A 16,680-nucleotide genomic window follows, 5' to 3' on the forward strand; every position below is an offset into this window, starting at 1 on the left:
GCGCCGTTCGGGTTAATGGTCCATGACAACCGCAAGTCAGTCTTGTGACAGCGCGCCAGAGCCACGCCGGTGTAGACTGACGCCCAGTACCGGGAGACCCGCGATGAGACCGATCCTCACCCTGCGCCAATACACCGAAGACCTGATCGTCCACAGCCACGAACACGCGCAACTGGTGTTCGGGTTGTCGGGCGCACTGGATTTCGAAGTCGACGGGCGCGGTAGCCAGGTGGTCCAGCAAAGCTTCGTGGTCATCCCGTCCGGGTTTCATCACGCCTGCGGTAGTCCCAATGGCAGCCGTTGCCTGGTACTGGACGTGCCCGACGATCAGTGGATTGGCCAGTCCCTGGGCGAGCATGCCGACGCCAGTCGTCGCTTGCTCGACAACGCCGGCCGCTTATCGCTGGATGCCGGGCAAAGCCAATTGGTCAGTTGGTTGGCCAACAGTCAGGTGAATGATCCGCTGATCGCGCAACAAGGCGCGGTGTTGCTGTTGGCCAGTCTCAACAACGCCAGGCCGGACACTGTCGGCGGTCGACGCCTGCCGTACGCTGCGCTGAATGCCCACATTGACCAGTACGCCGCCTACCCGCTGCAAGTCGCCGACCTGGCGCGCGTGGCCGGCCTGTCCAGCGCCCGCTTGCATGCGCGGTTCGTCGCCGAATGCGGTCAGACACCGATGGACTACATTCGCAGCCGACGCCTGCACAAGGCCGTCGCGTTGCTGCGCAGCTCGGCCCTGCCCATCGGTGAGATTGCCAGTCGCGTCGGCTACAGCTCCCAGAGTGCCTTTGCTGCTGCGGTGTTACGCGAGTTCGGCTCCTCGCCAGGCAAGCTGCGGCGCGAGGCTGGCGACAAATAACGCGAGTCTGGCGACAGACACCGCAGCAGCGGACGCGGTTAAATGACCCGGTCCCTACGTTTACCAAGGATTGTCATGACTCCCCGTACCGCCCTTGGCGCCCTGCACATTGGCGCTCTGATGTTCGGCCTGACCGGCGTGTTCGGCAAACTCGCCGCCGCGTCACCGGCCGTCATCGTCTTCGGCCGCGCTGCGTTCGCGGTATTGGCGCTGGCATTCTTCGCCCGATTTGCCAGCAATACCCGTTGGCAACGACTCGAGGCCATGGACTTGCGCCGACTGTTGCTCAGCGGCCTGTTACTGACCGGGCACTGGGTGAGTTTCTTCATTTCGGTGAAAGTCGCTGGCGTGGCCATCGCGACCCTGGGCTTTGCCAGTTTCCCGGCCTTCACCGTGATCCTCGAAGGGCTGATTTTCCGCGAGCGGATCCGCACCAATGAAATTGTGCTGGTGGCGTTGGTCAGCGTCGGGCTGGTGCTGGTCACGCCTGAATTCGATCTGGCCAGCGGTGCCACCACGGGCCTGTTGTGGTCGGTGCTTTCCGGATTACTGTTCTCCCTCTTGTCGCTGACCAATCGCGCCAGCTCGGCACGCATCCCGCCGGTGCAGGCAGCGTTGTGTCAGAACGTGGTGGTCGGCTTGTGCCTGCTGCCAGTGGCAGCACCGCATTTAAGCGAAGTGCGCGCCATCGATTGGTTGTGGATCGGCCTGCTCGGGGTGTTCTGCACCGGTGTCGCCCACAGCCTGTTTGTCGCCAGCCTGGCGGTGATCAAGGCGCGGACCGCTGCGGTGGTCTTTGCCCTGGAGCCGGTTTACGGCATCACCATGGCCTGGCTGTTGTTCAATGAAAACCCGACCCTGCGCATGCTGCTCGGCGGTGCGCTGATCATTGTCGCCATCGTGGTGTCCAGCAGGCTCTCCGGCGGTTCAAGCAGCAAAGCCGTCGCGGCAGAAGCCGCGTCTCACTGAGTGCGGTCGTTATGCCCCAGGTCGCGGCCCGGATCAATCCGGTCGCGGACCCGCTGCTTGAGAACCTTGGCCTCGGGGAAACCACCGTCAGTCTTGCGCTCCCAGATCTGTACATCGTCGCAAAAGACATGAAACACCCCGCCCGTTCCAGGCACCAGGGACACTTTGCCCAGGTCATCGCCAAAAGTACTGAGCAGTTCCTGTGCCAGCCAGGCTGCTCGCAACAACCACTGGCATTGAGTGCAGTAGGTGATGATGATTTCGGGTTTGCTAACGGTCATGACAGGCAGATCTCTCAACCAGAGGGCGTCGTCATCATAAGCACCTTCACTGCTTGCTGAAAGATCAACGAATACCGGCCAATAGAGTGCGGGCCGTCCGTTTCAGCGGCTCCTCGGCGTCTCTGAGTAATTCGTTGAGCAATGCGATGGCACTGTCCAGATCGCCGTCATCGATACAGGTCTGGGCCTGCTCCAGTTTTCCGGCATTGCTGGGTTCGACCGGTTCGAGGTTGATCGGCTCAAGCTCCAGCGAAGGGCTTGGCTCGCGGAACTCGTCGAGAAAGCTGTCGTCAAGGGACCGGGAGGCGGATTCGATTTCCCATTCGATTTCGGGTTCCGGCAAATCCAGTTCGCTTGCCGAAAGCGCGTCCGGCGTATCCGTGTCCACGAGCTCGAGCAAGTCCCAATTCGTATCTATCACCAGGTCATCCGCTTTCAACTGAGACTCATCACCGGGCGCCGTCGCCAAGGGCGTAACAACAGCCGTCATTACCGGAACCGCTGCAATGGGGTTCAATTTCGGATGGCGAGCACGGATATCCATGAGTTTCTGTTCGTCGAACCCGGCGTTTCGCAGTTTGGCGTCCAGCGCATCGTAGGCAGACGCATCGCCCTGTTTGCCGAGCACTTCCAGCAATTGCACGGCAAGATCTGTACGCTCCGGCTCCTTGTCCATGGCTTCTCGCAACAACCCGACAGCCTCGGTAAATCGACCATAGGCCAGATAAACCGCAACCTCTTCGAATACATCGCTGACAGGCAGTTCATCACTGTTTGCTGAGACCGGTGCAACCGCAGATGTCGTGATCAGCGGTTCTTCGAGCCGACCCGGTACCGCCTGCTGCGGTGGTGAAGTAGCGGGTTGGGCAGACATCGACTGCTGTCTTCGTCGCACAAACCAACCCAACAACAGTAACCCTGCCAGCGTGAGCAAACCGCCAATCAACAGCCAATTGGTTGTCGGTTGTTCAGCGACGATCGGCGCTGGCGCTACCACAGCGGGCGTCACTGGCTCCGCAGTTACGCTTTGAGCCTCCGCCAATCGGGTCTGAAGCTCGATTACCTGTTTCTTCTCGCCGGCAATCTGCTCCACCTGTGCTTGCAGCTTTGCATTGAGTTCTTCGATGGTGGCTTGCAACTGCTGGACTTGCAGTACGCTGGCGGCCAGTTGCTCGGCAAGTGGGTCGGTGACCGGGACGGTGGCCGGTTTGGGCTTCGGCTCCTGGCGTGCGGGTACGGCCGGGGTAGCGGGCTGGACACTCGGAAACGCGGAAGAGCCGCGATCGGTCTGCGGTTCATCATCGACCGGGACGATTCCCGGCGCGCCCGGAGGATCGATCAGCACGGTGTACTCGCGCAGCAAACGACCATTGGGCTGATTGAGCTGCACAAGAAAATTCAGGAAGGGTTCATTGACCGGTTTGCTGGAGGTCACCCGGATTACATTGCGCTTGCCGCGCAGGATCGGCGTGAACTTCAAATCGTTGAGGAAGAACACCCGATCGACGCCAGCGCGGCTGTACTCGTCGGCCGTTGCCAGGCTGACGGACAGATCGTCCTCTTCCAGCCCCGCAGCATCAACCAAGGCGATATCGGCGCGTAACGGCTGATTCAGTGCCGAATGCAAGGTGATATCGCCCAGGCCCAGCGCCGGCGCCAATGCCGACCAAGTGACAGCAGCACCGCCCAGCAACCACCTGGCGCAATACCGTACAACGACTCGCCGACTCTCAAGCATGAGCATCCCTTAACTGACTAAAACCAATCTGCACGCGTTCGCACATCCGGTACGAACACGATATTGCACAGTAGTTCTTATAGTCGGCTCAACGCGCTATCTCAAAAACCTGGCGAATGGTTATGCCTCAAGACTTTTCAAGGTTGGCCAGGATGTGCCCGTGAACCCGCATGCAAACCCCTAAATCCGCCTCATCGACGCCTTCGAACAGCTCATGACGCAGTTGAGTGGCAATGGTTTCGATTTGATCGATCAGAGGACGCGCCGGGGCGCAAAGGACGATTTTTTTCGCCCGACGGTCTTCCAGCACCGATTGACGCTGAACCAGCCCTTGGCTCTCCAGGCTATCGAGCAAGCGTGCCAGGGTAGGTCCTTCTACGCCCACACTCTGTGCCAGTTCACGCTGGGTCGGAGCCTGTTCGAAGCGAGCCAGGTGCAAAAGCACCAGCCAGCGCGCCTGAGACAAGCCCAGACCGGCCAGACGGCGGTCCAGTTCGGCACGCCAGCCGCGAGACATCTGGGCCAGTTGCATGCCAAAGCGGTGTTGATCGGTTAACGACATAAAACACTCATGATTAGACTGAAATAGAGAAAAACTAATTATTAGTCAGCTAAGCATGAGCCTTGGCTGGAGGCAAGGCTTGTTCTGTACTGAATCGTTACATCAGTAAACCAATGTCTCAAATCTCAAATTCCGACTGCAACGCGGCACGAACGCAATACAACACTCCTTCGGGTACTCGGCCTGCGAACAATTCAGAAATCTGCGACACGGGTGGCAACTCACCTTCACCGTCGAGGAAAGCGTCCTGAACTTCGCCCATCAAGTCTTCGGGAAGATCCAGCGCCTGTTCCAGCGACAACTGCTGTTTGCCAATCGCCTCGGCGAGCATGGTGTAGACGTTCTTTTCCGAGCACTGCAGTTGCCCCGCGATCTGCACGGGGGTCATGCCCGCGCGGGCCAACGTGATCAGCTCATGGCGTACATCGGCCACCACCTTCGGCGCCTCGGCCTGGCCGCCGAGCACTTCGAGGAAGGCCTCGCCATATCGCTCCAGCTTGCGCGCACCGACGCCGCTGACCGTGGCCATCTGCGCCAGCGAGGTTGGCTGGCTGCGCAGCATTTCCAGCAAGGTCGAGTCGGGGAAGATAACGTACGGCGGCACGCCATGTTCCTCGGCGAGTTTACGCCGCAGGGCACGCAAGGCTTCCCACTGCTCGCGCTCTTCGCCGCGCACCAATTGGCTCGCCTGGCTCTTGCTGCTTTTGACGGTGGTCTGCGCCTTCAGGTCGCGGCGCAGTTCCAGGGTCACTTCACCTTTGAGCAACGGCCGGCAGGTGTCGCTCAGGCGCAGTCCGCCGTAGCCTTCGTGGTCGACATCGGCCAGACCTCGAGCCACCAACTGACGGAACAGCGAGCGCCACTCGCCTTCGGCCCGCGCCTTGCCGACACCGAACACCGACAGGTGCTGGTGGCCGAAGCTGCGAACCTTTTCGTTGTCCTTGCCGAGCAGGACATCCACCAGATGCCCGACGCCATACCGCTGGCCGGTTCGGTAGATCGCCGAGAGTGCCTGACGCGCCGGCTCGGTGGCATCCCAGGTCTGCACGCCGTCGACGCAGTTGTCGCAATGGCCGCATGGCTCGGGCATGTCTTCATCGAAGTAGGCCAACAAGGTCTGGCGGCGGCACCGGGTTTCTTCGCACAGCGACAGCATGGCATCGAGCTTGTGCTGCTCCAGACGCTTGTGGCGTTCGTCGCCCTCGGAGTTCTGCAACATCTGCTTGAGCATCACTACGTCTTGCAGGCCGTAGGCCATCCAGGCATCGGCCGGCAAGCCGTCACGGCCGCCGCGGCCGGTTTCCTGATAGTAGGCTTCAAGGGATTTCGGCAAGTCCAGGTGCGCGACGAACCGCACGTTCGGCTTGTCGATACCCATGCCGAACGCCACGGTGGCGACCATGATCAGGCCTTCCTCGTTGAGAAAGCGTTTTTGGTGGTAGGCACGCAGATCGTTGGGCAGGCCGGCGTGGTAAGGCAGCGCAGGAAAACCCTGTTCGCTGAGGAACGCGGCCACTTCTTCGACTTTTTTCCGTGACAGGCAGTAAACGATGCCTGCATCGCTGCGTCGCTCGGCGAGGAACGCCAGCAACTGCTTGCGCGGCTGTTCCTTGGGCACGATGCGATAAAAAATGTTCGGGCGGTCGAAACTCGACAGAAAGCGTTCGGCATTTTGCAAGTGCAGGCGGGTGACGATTTCTTCCCGGGTGCGCTTGTCGGCGGTGGCAGTCAGGGCGATGCGCGGCACGTCGGGGAACATTTCCGCCAACTGCCCCAGTTGCAGGTATTCCGGACGGAAATCATGCCCCCATTGCGACACGCAATGCGCTTCGTCAATGGCGAACAGGGCGATGTTCAGCCCCTGCAGGAAGTTCAGCATGCGCGGTTGAACCAGCCGCTCCGGGGCGAGGTAAAGCATTTTCACTTCACCGCGCTTGATCCGTGCCGCCAGGTCGCGCTGTTGTTCGGCGCTGAGGGTGGAGTTGAGCGCTGCGGCGGCCACACCGAGCTCTTCGAGGGTCGCCACTTGATCGTCCATCAACGCAATCAGCGGCGACACCACCACCGCCAGGCCTTCGCGCAGCAGCGCCGGAACCTGAAAGCACAAGGATTTACCGCCACCGGTAGGCATCAGCACCAGGGCATCACCGCCACTGGCTACGCGCTCAATGATTGCACCCTGACGGCCACGGAAACTGTCGTAACCGAAGATGTCCTTGAGGACGCGTTGAGCCTGATCGAGCATAGAAACTCCAAAAATCACCGAAACATCCCTGCAAGGCTGGTTCAGAACCCGCGACGCTGCACAGACAAATCGTAAGTGTGCGTTGCATGACGCTTCACATTTCAGCCGTGAAGCCAGCAGGGCATTACAAAACGCGCGAGTATACCCGAGCACCGTCCGGCAAAGGGCACCGCTGGGGAAGGTGGTGCAAATATGCTGCGCGGCTGGCTCAAGCGCGCAAGAAGGCCTAGAATTCCCGCATCGAACATTCCCCAAGGTAGTCCTTTAATGTCCTTCGCTGAGCAACTAACCCGCCTGCAAGTCTTCCTCGACGCCGATGAACTGCATGACGAGGCGCTGGACTACGTGGCCGCCCACGGCTACCTCACCGCGCTGTCGATCTGTTCCGAAGTCGTTCCCGATCGTGAATGGATCGATGCACTTTTTGCCGAAGAGCCGCATTACAGCAGCGAAGCTCAACGCGAAGAGATCGAAGCCACCCTGATCGGCCTCAAGGCCCACATCGCTCGCCAATTGGCCTCCGACGAAGAATTCGAGTTGCCGTGCGACCTGGACCTGGGCGAAGACCCTGACGATTCCGAACTGCGCGGCTGGTGCATCGGTTTCATGGAAGGCGTGTTCCTTCGCGAAGAAGCCTGGTTTGAAACCGCCGAAGACGAAGTCAGCGAAATGCTGCTGCCGATCATGGTCGGTTCGGGCCTGTTCGACGAGCAACCGGAGTTCTCCGACATTGCCGCCGATGCCAACCTGATGGACGACATGATCGTGCAAATCCCGGAGGCCCTGACTGCGCTGTACCTGCTGTGCAACGCACCAGACGAAAAACCGGCGATCCTCAAGCCACGTCACCACTAAGGTTCTGCCTATGGACAACCCCATAGGCAACCGCTCCCTGATGTTGCGCTACGTGCTGCTGGCTATCGGCTGGCTGAGCGTAGCGTTGGGGGTGATCGGGATTTTCCTGCCGGTGTTGCCCACCACCCCTTTCCTGCTGCTGGCGGCAGCCTGTTTCGCCCGCAGCTCGCCGCGCTTCTATCAATGGCTGGTCGATCATCCGCGGCTTGGACCGTGGATTCGTGATTACCTCGAAGGCAATGGCATTCCGCTCAAGGGTAAGGTCTACGCCATTGGGTTGATGTGGGTGAGCATTCTGTTTTCCTGCTATCTGGTGCCGATGCCTTGGGCGCGGGGGTTCATGCTGACCAGTGCGGTGCTGGTGACGATTTATATTGTTCGGCAGAAGACTTTGCGCAAGTTTTGAGTTTTTGGGGTGGTGTGGTGGTGGTGTACATATCCATTGCTGCGGTAACGACCACCAATGGTTCCGCTTTTACAGCGGGTCACTTGGTGCCTCGCCTAGGCTCGGCATGCCCTCGCTCCGGTCCTGCTCCGTGGGCCCGCCGCCATCGGCCATCCATGGCCGGGGGCGGCTAACCCGGCATCCCTGCCGGGTTGCCCACTGCGCAGAACCTCCACTCGGCCTCTCGAGGGGGCAAGAAAATCAAAAGCCAAATCAAGAGCGAGGCGGCCTACCGGCCGGCCAGACGGGTTGGGAGCGTGCCTTTCCTGTGGGAGCCAGCCTGCTGGCGATGGTCGTTAACGATAAAGTGCACTGTCTGGATGAACGCGGCGTCTGGGCATTTTTCGCCAGCAAGGCTGGCTCCCACCAGGGGCTGAGGTACATCCAGAGAAGATCGGTTGGCTGGCGGGCCGCCATCGCTGGCAAGCCAGCTCCCACAGGGATCGAGTACATCTATTAGAAATTGGTCGGCTGGCAAGCCGCCCTCGCCAGCAGGCTGGCTCCCCAACGAAACCATCCCCCGACGACCAACCCCACCTTTCAATAAACACCACCTAGACTTCATCAATCTGCATCCGAGCAGCCCGACATGCCCCGCGGTCCGCGTAGTCCAGGATGGCCAACGCCCCGACTTCGGTTCGGCGGATGGCTGTTGCTGGGTGCTTTGCTGCTGGCCGGGCTGAGCAGCGTCCAGGCTGACTGGGATTTTGCACAGGTCCTGCAGAATGCCGAAAAACGCTACGGCGCCCTCGGCCCGGCCCGTGGGCGAATCGAGGCCTGGAGTCAAATGCTGCAGGGCGAACGCGACGCACCAGAGCGCGAGCAGTTGAACGCGGTCAATCGCTTTTTCAATCAACAACTGAATTTTCAGGACGACACACGCATCTGGCGGCAGACCGATTACTGGGCCACTCCCGTCGAAGCCCTGATCAAGGGCGCCGCCGATTGCGAAGACTACGCGCTGGCGAAGTATTTCAGCCTGCGCCAGCTCGGTATTCCCAGCGAAAAACTGCGCATCACTTACGTCAAGGCTTTGACCCAGAACCAGGCACACATGGTGCTGACGTTCTACAGCAGCCCCGCCGCGGACCCACTTGTGCTGGACAACTTGATCGGCGACATACGCCCCGCCTCGCAACGCAAAGACCTGCTTCCGGTATATGCATTCAATGCCGAGGGCCTTTATCTGCCGGGCAAAAACGGCGGCCAACGCAGCAGCGATTCGAAAAAACTGTCGCGCTGGCAAGACGTTCTGCAAAAGATGCAAGCCGAAGGGTTCACCGTGGGCGAAGGCTAGCCGCCACAGCAAGGAGCGTTTCATGAAACTGCGCAATCAACTGTTCCTCGCTATCTGCCTGTTCTTGCTGGTGGCGTTCAGCGGCAGTTTTTTTGTCGGCCTGGAAAGCTCCCGCGAACAGACCCTCGGCCAATTGCGCGCCCACGCCCAGGATGCCGCCACAGCCTTGGGGTTGTCACTGACCGCTCAAGTCGATGACCCGGCGATGATGGAGTTGATGGTCAGTTCGATTTTCGACAGTGGCTATTTCAGCAGCATCCGCATCGTCAGCATCGATAACCAGCAAGTGTTGATAGAGCGCAGCGCTGAGGCGCAGGTCAAGGGTGTGCCTGGCTGGTTCGTCAGCCTGGTCAATCTGCGTCATGAAGGCGGCGATGCGCTGATCATGCGCGGCTGGCAGCAAGTGGCGCGGGTCGAAGTGCTGAGCAACCCGCAGTTCGCCCTGGCCAAACTCTGGGACAGCGCCCTGGGCAGCCTGATCTGGTTGCTGGTGTGCGGACTGCTCAGTGCCGTACTCGGTGGCTGGCTGTTGCGCCGGCAACTTCGTCCCCTCGACAACATGGTCCGGCAGGCCGAAGCCATCAGTAAACGCGAGTTCTTGAGCCTGCCGAAGCTGCCACGCACGCCGGAACTCAAACGCGTGGTGCTGGCGATGAACCAGATGGTCGAGAAGCTCAAGGCGTTATTCGGCGAAGAGGCCGCGCGCAGTGAAAAGCTGCGCCGCGAGTCTTATCAGGACAGCCAGACCGGGCTGGCCAATCGGCGTTTGCTGGACGAGCAATTGGCTGACCATTTGTTAGTCTGCGAACAAAGCTGTGAGGGGCATTTGTTGATGTTGCGGCTCAACGATCTCAATGGCCTCAACCAACGCCTGGGTGGTCAGCGCACCGATGCCTTGATCGGCGCGGTCGGAGAACTGCTCAAACGCCTGACCCGCCTGCCGCAGCGACGCACCTGGCTGGCTGCACGCAATCGCGGCGGCGAGTTCAGCCTGCTGTCGCCGGGCCTGGGAACCGAGGATGCCACGCGCCTGGCCGCCGAGATCAGTGCCACCCTGGAAAACCTGCGCCTGACCGGTGCCAGCGATTGCATGCCTGTCGCCCATTTGGGCATCGTAGCTTACCGCCCCGGCGAAGCCGCCACCGATGTGCTGTTACGTCTCGATCAGGCGCTGACTGAGGCACGCCAACATCCCGAGCGACCCTGGGCGCTTGCCAATCGCAGCGAAATCACCCTGAAACAATCCCCTCCCGACTGGCGCAACTGGATCGATGACGCCCTGAACCAGGGTAAATTGCAGCTGTACTTTCAACCGGTGGTGCAATGCGCGGACACCAGTGAGGTGCTGCATCACAAAGTCCTCGCCCGCCTGCTCGACCCGCACGGCCAGGCGATCGCTGCCGGACAGTTTTTGCCATGGATCGAGCGTTTCGGCTGGTCGGCAAGGTTCGACCTGGCGATGCTCGAAGCGACCTTCGACTACCTTGCCATCAATCGCTGGCCGCTCGCGTTGAGTTTGTCCGGCGCCACTTTGCGCGATCAGACTCAACTGGATCTGATCTTCGACATGCTCGAATCCCTCCCGGAACTGGCTCCGCTGCTGACCCTGGAAATCGACGAACGCCAACTACCGCCTCCCGATGAACTTCAACGACTGAGTCATAGCCTGCTCGATACGGGCTACCGCATTGGCCTGCAACATTTCGGTGGCAGCTTCAGCCAGATTGGCAACTTGACCCAACTGGGCCTGGCCTACCTGAAAATCGACGGCGCCTATATCCGACACATTGATGAGCAGCGCGATAAACGGCTGTTTATCGAAGCGATCTACCGGGCGACCAACAGCATTGACCTGCCATTGATTGCGGAGATGGTCGAGACCCAGGGAGAGCTGGATGCGATCAGGGAGTTGGGGGTGTTCGGGGTGATGGGCAGGCTGATCGGGCCGCCGGAACCGATGTGAGTGTTACCCGTAGACCGAGCAATCGTTCATCGCGGGCAAGCCACGCTCCCACAAGGATTCGCGTTGCACACGTGTTTTGAACACTGAATAACCTTGGGGGCTCGCCCGCGAATGCGATGGTTCATTCAACCATGATGTCGACTGATCAACCGCAATCGCGAGCAGACTTACTCCCACATTTCAGGTCACACCGTATCCACCTTCAACGAATGATCATTGAGCATCCCGTTGATGATCGTCGCCGTATCCGCCCCCGCTATCACCCCACCCGCCCCCGGCGTAACACCGTAATGGCTGGCCAGGTTGACGCCCGCCAGGTCGATGGTCTGGTTCGGCGCCGCGCCGGCCATGCCGCTGACGTCGATGCTGGTGACCAGTGACGCGCCGCTGCCGCTGACAGTGAAGTGCAGGTAGTCATCGAGCGACGCGGCGCTGCCATTCTCCCCTTGCAGCAGCTGCGACAGGTCGAGTTTGTCGGTGCCCGGCGTAAAGTCGGTGATCACATCGTGGCCACTGTTGCCTTTGAGCCATTGGAAGGTGTCGGCGCCGCTGCCGCCGGTCAGCGTATTGTTGCCCAGTCCGCCGATCAGGAAGTCATCGCCACCCTCGCCCTTGAGCACGTCATTGCCCAGGCCGCCGGTAATGATGTTGCTGTTGTTGTCGCCGGTAAGGTTGTCGTTGAAATCGGAGCCGACGAGGTTTTCGATGGCGGTCAGGGTGTCGGTGCCGGCGCCCAAGGTGTTTTGCGGCCCACTCTGGCCCAGGTTGACCGTAACGCCAGTGGTGGCATGGGCGTAGCTCGCGGTGTCGTTACCGATGCCGCCATCGAGCAGGTCGTTGCCCGTGCCACTGAACAACAAGTCATTGCCCGCATCGCCATGCAGCGTGTTGTTGCCGGTGCCTGCGGTGAGGATGTCATTGCCGTCACCGGCATTGATGATGTTGTCGCCGTTGCCTGCCACCAGGGTGTCGTTGCCCGTGGTCCCGGTGAGGGTATGACCGTCCTGATAGCTGATGGTCAGGTTGGCGCTGTCGCTGCCACCATGGTTATCGCTGGCAGTGTAGGTGCCGTGATAGTCCGGGGCAGTGTCGTGGGCACCGGAATAATCGAGCTTCATGGTCAGCTGATAGCTTTCCGAGTTGCCTGCACCGCTGCCGCCACCGGTGTTGGTGATGTTGGTCACATGGATCTGATAGACGCCGTCCGACGTCGCCGTGATAGTCTGGCCATCGCCGAGGGCAATCCAGGCACCGCCGTTGATCGAGTACTCCATAGTGATATGGCCGGCAGCCAGATTGTGGTCAAGGTTGAGGGTCTCGCCCTGCTTGAGGTTGACGGTGATGCGATCTTCATCGTTAACGTTGGCCGCAGTGACCGGCCCCAGATAACCACTGATCACCAACAGGGCCGTCATCGAGGCGGTATTGGCTGCGAACGCGCCGCGCACGTTGCTCAGGCTCTGGTTGCTCGGCTTGACGCCGCTGCCGGAGAAATCGATGGCGCCGCTGCCGGTGAAGTCGGCACCTTTGGCGACCCAGCCCGTATTGAACGTGGTTGGCGAGGCCTTGAGCGGGTCGCCATCGGCGTCGGTGTCGTTGGCCAGCAGTAATTCACCCGGCACCGTCACGCTGCCTGAAAGCACATTGGTGATGATGTGATCATCGGTGGCCACCGGTGCTGCATTCGGAATGACTTTGACCACCAGTGTCGAGCTGGCGAGATCGCCGTCGTTGTCGCTGAGGGTGAAGCCGATGTTTTCAGTAAGCACCACCGATGTGGTTTTCTGCGATACGTAGTTGTACTCACCAGTATCGAGATTCACCACCAGCGTGCCCTTGTTGTTGGTGGCGATACTCAGGGTGTTGTTGGTCGTATTGAACGTACCGTGATTGGCGCCGCCGCTGAAATTCAGCGAGCCCTGGTTGCTGTTGCCTTTCGGATCGTAGGTGTACGTGGTGCCATCGACGGTGATGGTTTTTATGAAGCCGCCATCTGCACCAAACGCCCCACCCTCGCCCAGCAGTGAACCGGTGACCGGTGCGCCCATCACCGTGCCCGAAAGCACCGAGTTGAGTTGGCCAAGGTCGGTGACGATCACGGCGTTGTTATTGGTGCCCGTGCCAGTGCCGTCATATGCCAGCGGATCGAGGGCATCATTGTCGACGTTTGCGCCCAGGCCGATCGCGTAGTTCTTGATTTGATTCTCGGTAAGAAATGCCTTCCAGAGCGCCTCGTCCTGCGTCTCGATCGAACCTTCATTGGGTTTGCCGTCAGAGAAGAAGTAGCCGACATTCTGTGCGCCCGTCAGCTTGCCGTTGGTCTCAAATGCAGTTTGTGCCACGGCCACCGCCGCGTCGTAGTTGGTGCCGCCGCCCGCCGTCAGACCAGCGACGATTGCCTTGGCGGTCGCCACGTCAACCCACACCGACGACTTGTCGATGGCATTGCTGCTGAACGTGACAATCTGCACTTTGACGTCGCCGAGGTCGTCGTATTTGTCGAGCAAGGCACTGATCGCCTGCTTGGCCAGATCCAGCCTCGACAGCCCCGTTACGCCGGAGGGGTCGACCATGCTGCCGGAGACATCGATCACCAGCAGCAGGTTGGAGTCAATCTCGACTGCTGCCACCGAACGCTCCGAAGCCACAGCCTTGGGCACGTCGTCGACGATGTTGACCACGATAGTGCTGGTGGTGGTGTTGCCCAGCGCATCGGTGGCCTTGTAGGTAAAGGTGTCGCTCAGGGAGTTGGGGCCATCGTTGGCGCCCGGTGTTGTTTTCGGTGCCGAGGTCAAGGTGTAGGTATACGTGCCGTTGGGGTTGAGCAGGATTTGCCCAAAGTTGCCGTTGGCGCTGCCGACCAGGGTGTAGCTGATCGCGCCAGTCGCGCCGCTGACCGAGCCGACCAGCGTGCCGGACGCGGTTTCACCGGCGTTGGCTGGATCGCTGCCGGTAACGGTGCCGCCCGCCAGGTCCTGGCCGTCCTTGTTCAGGTCGAGGGCTTTTTCGTAGACGGTGACGTCAGCGTCGCTGACCGCTTGCAGGCAGCTGTTGTAGACGTCGATGGTGATGGTGGTGGTGCTTTCATCGCCGTCGGCATCGCGCACGGTGTAGGTGAAGGTGTCGGTGGCGCCTGCCTCGGCGACCGAGTTCGGGTTGCTGTGATAAACCGCGTTGCCACTGGCGTCGAGGGTCAGGTAGCCGTAAGTGCCGTTGATCTGGCTGTTCAGGCCACCGATGGCCGAGGTCGAGGTATCCGAACCGGCGCGCACGCCGATCACTGCACCGAGGCCATCGGCGCCGCCGATGTCATTGACCAGTACGTTGCCGCTGACGGTGCCGCCTTCTACCACCGAATCCATGTCCGCTCTGGCAGTGGGCACGTCGTCGACGATGTTGACCACGATGGTGCTGGTGACCACGTTGCCCAGGGAATCGGTGGCCTGATAGGTGAAGGTTTCGTGGGTGACGTTCGGGCCATCGTTGGCGCTTGGCGTGGTGCTCGGTGGCGAGGTCAGGGTGTAGGTGTAGGTGCCGTTCGGATTGAGCATTATTTGCCCATGAGCCCCGGTCGCACTGCCGACCAGTGCGTAGGTGATCGCACCGACGGCGCCGCTGACCGAACCGACCAAGGTGCCGGACGCGGTTTCACCGGTGTGGCCCGGTTCGCTGCCGGTGACGCTGCCGGCCGCCAGGTCCTGGCCGTCCTTGTTCAGGTCGAGGGCTTTTTCGTAGACNGGACGCGGTTTCACCGGTGTGGCCCGGTTCGCTGCCGGTGACGCTGCCGGCCGCCAGGTCCTGGCCGTCCTTGTTCAGGTCGAGGGCTTTTTCGTAGACCGTCACGTCGGTGTCGGTGACGGCTTGGATATTGCTGTTGCAGACATCGATGGTGATGGTCGTGGTGCTTTGATCGCCATCGGCATCGCGCACGGTGTAAGTGAAGGTGTCGGCAGCGCCTGGTGCGGCGACCGAGTTCGGGTTGCTGTGATAAACCGCGTTGCCACTGGCGTCGAGGGTCAGGTAGCCGTAGGTGCCGTTGATCTGGCTGTTCAGGCCACCGATAGCCGAAGTGGAGGTATCCGAACCGGCGCGCACGCCGATCACCGCACCGAGGCCATCGGCGCCGCCGATGTCATTGACCAGTACGTTGCCGCTGACGGTGCCGCCCTCCACCACCGAATCCACGTCCGCTTTGGCAGTGGGCACGTCGTCGACGATGTTGACCACGATGGTGCTGGTGACCACATTGCCCAGGGAATCGGTGGCCTGATAGGTGAAGGTTTCGTGGGTGACGTTCGGCCCATCGTTGGCGCTCGGCGTGGTGCTCGGTGGCGAAGTCAGGGTGTAGGTGTAGGTGCCGTTGGGATTTAGCACGATTTGACCATAGGCCCCGGTGGCGCTGCCGACCAGTGCGTAGGTGATCGCACCGACGGCGCCGCTGACCGAGCCGACCAAGGTGCCGGACGCGGTTTCACCGGTGTGGCCCGGTTCGCTGCCGGTGACGCTGCCGGCCGCCAGGTCCTGGCCGTCCTTGTTCAGGTCGAGGGGACGCGGTTTCACCGGTGTGGCCCGGTTCGCTGCCGGTGACGCTGCCGGCCGCCAGGTCCTGGCCGTCCTTGTTCAGGTCGAGGGCTTTTTCGTAGACGGTGGCGTCGGCGTCGCTCACCGCTTGCAGGCAGCTGTTGTAGACGTCGATGGTGATGGTCGTGGTGCTTTCATCGCCGTCGGCATCGCGCACGGTGTAGGTGAACACATCCACCGCACCGGGGCCGCTCACGGCGTTCGGGTTGCTGTGATAAACCGCGTTGCCGCTGGCGTCGAGGGTCAGGTAGCCGTAGGTGCCGTTGATCTGGCTGTTCAGGCCACCGATAGCCGAGGTCGAGGTATCCGAACCGGCGCGCACGCCGACCACTGCACCGCTGGCGGCCGGGCCGTCGGCGCCGCCAATGTCATTGCTCAGCACATTGCCACTGACGGTGCCGCCCTCCTGCACGGAGTCCGCGTCGGGTTTGGCGCTCGGCAAGTCATCGACGATGTTGACGTTGATCTGCCCCGATGCGGTGCTGCCGTCGGTGTCGGTTGCGATGACGTTGAGGTTCTCGGTGATGCTGTTGGCGCCGTTGGCAGTCGGGTGGGTTTCGTTATCGGCCAGGGTGTAGCTGTAGCTGACCACGCCGGTGGTTGGGTTGTAGCCGGTGATGGTCAGGGTGCTGCCCAACGGAGTGGTGATCGTTTGTGGGAAACCGGCGGCCACGCCACCGCTGACTACGGTAATGCCGCCCACGGTCAGGGTTTGCAGGCCATCGAGAGCGGTGACGGTGAAGGTGCCGCTCTGGGTCAACGCCGATGCGTTGGGGCTGGTGCCATCGCCGAGGTTTTTCTCGTAGACGGTCAGTTCGCCGCCCTCGACGTCGAGGCCGTTGATCGTCACCCCGTCGTCGTTGTTGTGGATGTTCAGCACCA

12 protein-coding genes and 1 pseudogene are annotated in these 16,680 nt (G+C 60.9%); 6 read left to right on the forward strand and 7 right to left on the reverse strand.

All coding sequences use genetic code 11. The features are described from left to right. Positions 1-103: 103 nt before the first annotated feature. A complete protein-coding gene (locus ASD60_RS05760) occupies positions 104-862 on the forward strand; it encodes a helix-turn-helix transcriptional regulator (RefSeq protein WP_056853065.1) in 759 nt (252 codons plus the stop codon). Positions 863-937: 75 nt separating this feature from the next. Beyond that, positions 938-1,831: a DMT family transporter gene (locus ASD60_RS05765; protein ID WP_056853066.1), complete on the forward strand. Its 894-nt coding sequence runs from the start codon at positions 938-940 to the stop codon at positions 1,829-1,831. On the opposite strand, the gene ASD60_RS05770 is transcribed toward ASD60_RS05765, so the two are convergent. The 4 genes from ASD60_RS05770 to recQ form a co-directional block, all read right to left on the reverse strand. Then, on the reverse strand, positions 1,825-2,112 hold the full coding sequence (locus ASD60_RS05770; protein WP_056853067.1) for a SelT/SelW/SelH family protein: 288 nt from the start codon (positions 2,110-2,112) through the stop codon (positions 1,825-1,827). The genes ASD60_RS05765 and ASD60_RS05770 overlap by 7 nt on opposite strands. 64 nt (positions 2,113-2,176) lie before the next feature. Further along, complete coding sequence (locus tag ASD60_RS05775; protein ID WP_056853068.1) at positions 2,177-3,850, reverse strand: FimV/HubP family polar landmark protein; 1,674 nt, start codon at positions 3,848-3,850, stop codon at positions 2,177-2,179. Positions 3,851-3,977: 127 nt separating this feature from the next. Continuing rightward, a complete protein-coding gene (locus tag ASD60_RS05780; protein WP_056853069.1) occupies positions 3,978-4,412 on the reverse strand; it encodes a MarR family transcriptional regulator in 435 nt (144 codons plus the stop codon). A gap of 118 nt (positions 4,413-4,530) precedes the next feature. Continuing rightward, positions 4,531-6,657, reverse strand: a complete 2,127-nt coding sequence (gene recQ, locus ASD60_RS05785) for a DNA helicase RecQ (protein WP_056853070.1) — start codon at positions 6,655-6,657, stop codon at positions 4,531-4,533. A gap of 267 nt (positions 6,658-6,924) precedes the next feature. Here recQ and ASD60_RS05790 point away from each other — a divergent pair, with 267 nt between their 5' ends. The 4 genes from ASD60_RS05790 to lapD all read left to right on the forward strand — a co-directional run bounded on the left by ASD60_RS05790 (position 6,925) and on the right by lapD (position 11,217). Then, entirely contained in the window at positions 6,925-7,512 is a 588-nt protein-coding gene (locus ASD60_RS05790; protein ID WP_056853071.1) for a UPF0149 family protein, read from the forward strand. A 10-nt stretch (positions 7,513-7,522) separates the two neighbouring features. Next, the gene (locus tag ASD60_RS05795; protein ID WP_056853072.1) at positions 7,523-7,918 is read left to right on the forward strand and encodes a YbaN family protein; all 396 of its coding nucleotides are present in this window, start codon (positions 7,523-7,525) and stop codon (positions 7,916-7,918) included. A gap of 628 nt (positions 7,919-8,546) precedes the next feature. Further along, positions 8,547-9,254: a cysteine protease LapG gene (gene lapG, locus ASD60_RS05800; protein WP_056853073.1), complete on the forward strand. Its 708-nt coding sequence runs from the start codon at positions 8,547-8,549 to the stop codon at positions 9,252-9,254. Between the two features lie 22 nt (positions 9,255-9,276). Continuing rightward, complete coding sequence (gene lapD / locus ASD60_RS05805; protein ID WP_056853074.1) at positions 9,277-11,217, forward strand: cyclic di-GMP receptor LapD; 1,941 nt, start codon at positions 9,277-9,279, stop codon at positions 11,215-11,217. Between the two features lie 185 nt (positions 11,218-11,402). On the opposite strand, the gene ASD60_RS05810 is transcribed toward lapD, so the two are convergent. From ASD60_RS05810 to ASD60_RS29780, 3 genes and pseudogenes are all read right to left on the reverse strand, one after another. Further along, positions 11,403-14,954 (reverse strand): type I secretion C-terminal target domain-containing protein (locus ASD60_RS05810; RefSeq protein WP_236708408.1); only part of this gene is annotated, 3,552 nt, incomplete at its 5' end. A gap of 1 nt (position 14,955) precedes the next feature. Beyond that, positions 14,956-15,777 (reverse strand): annotated as a pseudogene (locus tag ASD60_RS29775) (VCBS domain-containing protein); the annotation flags it as partial. After that, positions 15,689-16,678, reverse strand: a complete 990-nt coding sequence (locus ASD60_RS29780; RefSeq protein WP_442965979.1) for an Ig-like domain-containing protein — start codon at positions 16,676-16,678, stop codon at positions 15,689-15,691. The gene ASD60_RS29780 and the pseudogene ASD60_RS29775, both read right to left, overlap by 89 nt. Between the last annotated feature and the right edge of the window lie 2 nt (positions 16,679-16,680).

This window comes from Pseudomonas sp. Root562, from assembly GCF_001427125.1.
In the GTDB taxonomy this organism is placed as follows: Bacteria; Pseudomonadota; Gammaproteobacteria; order Pseudomonadales; family Pseudomonadaceae; genus Aquipseudomonas.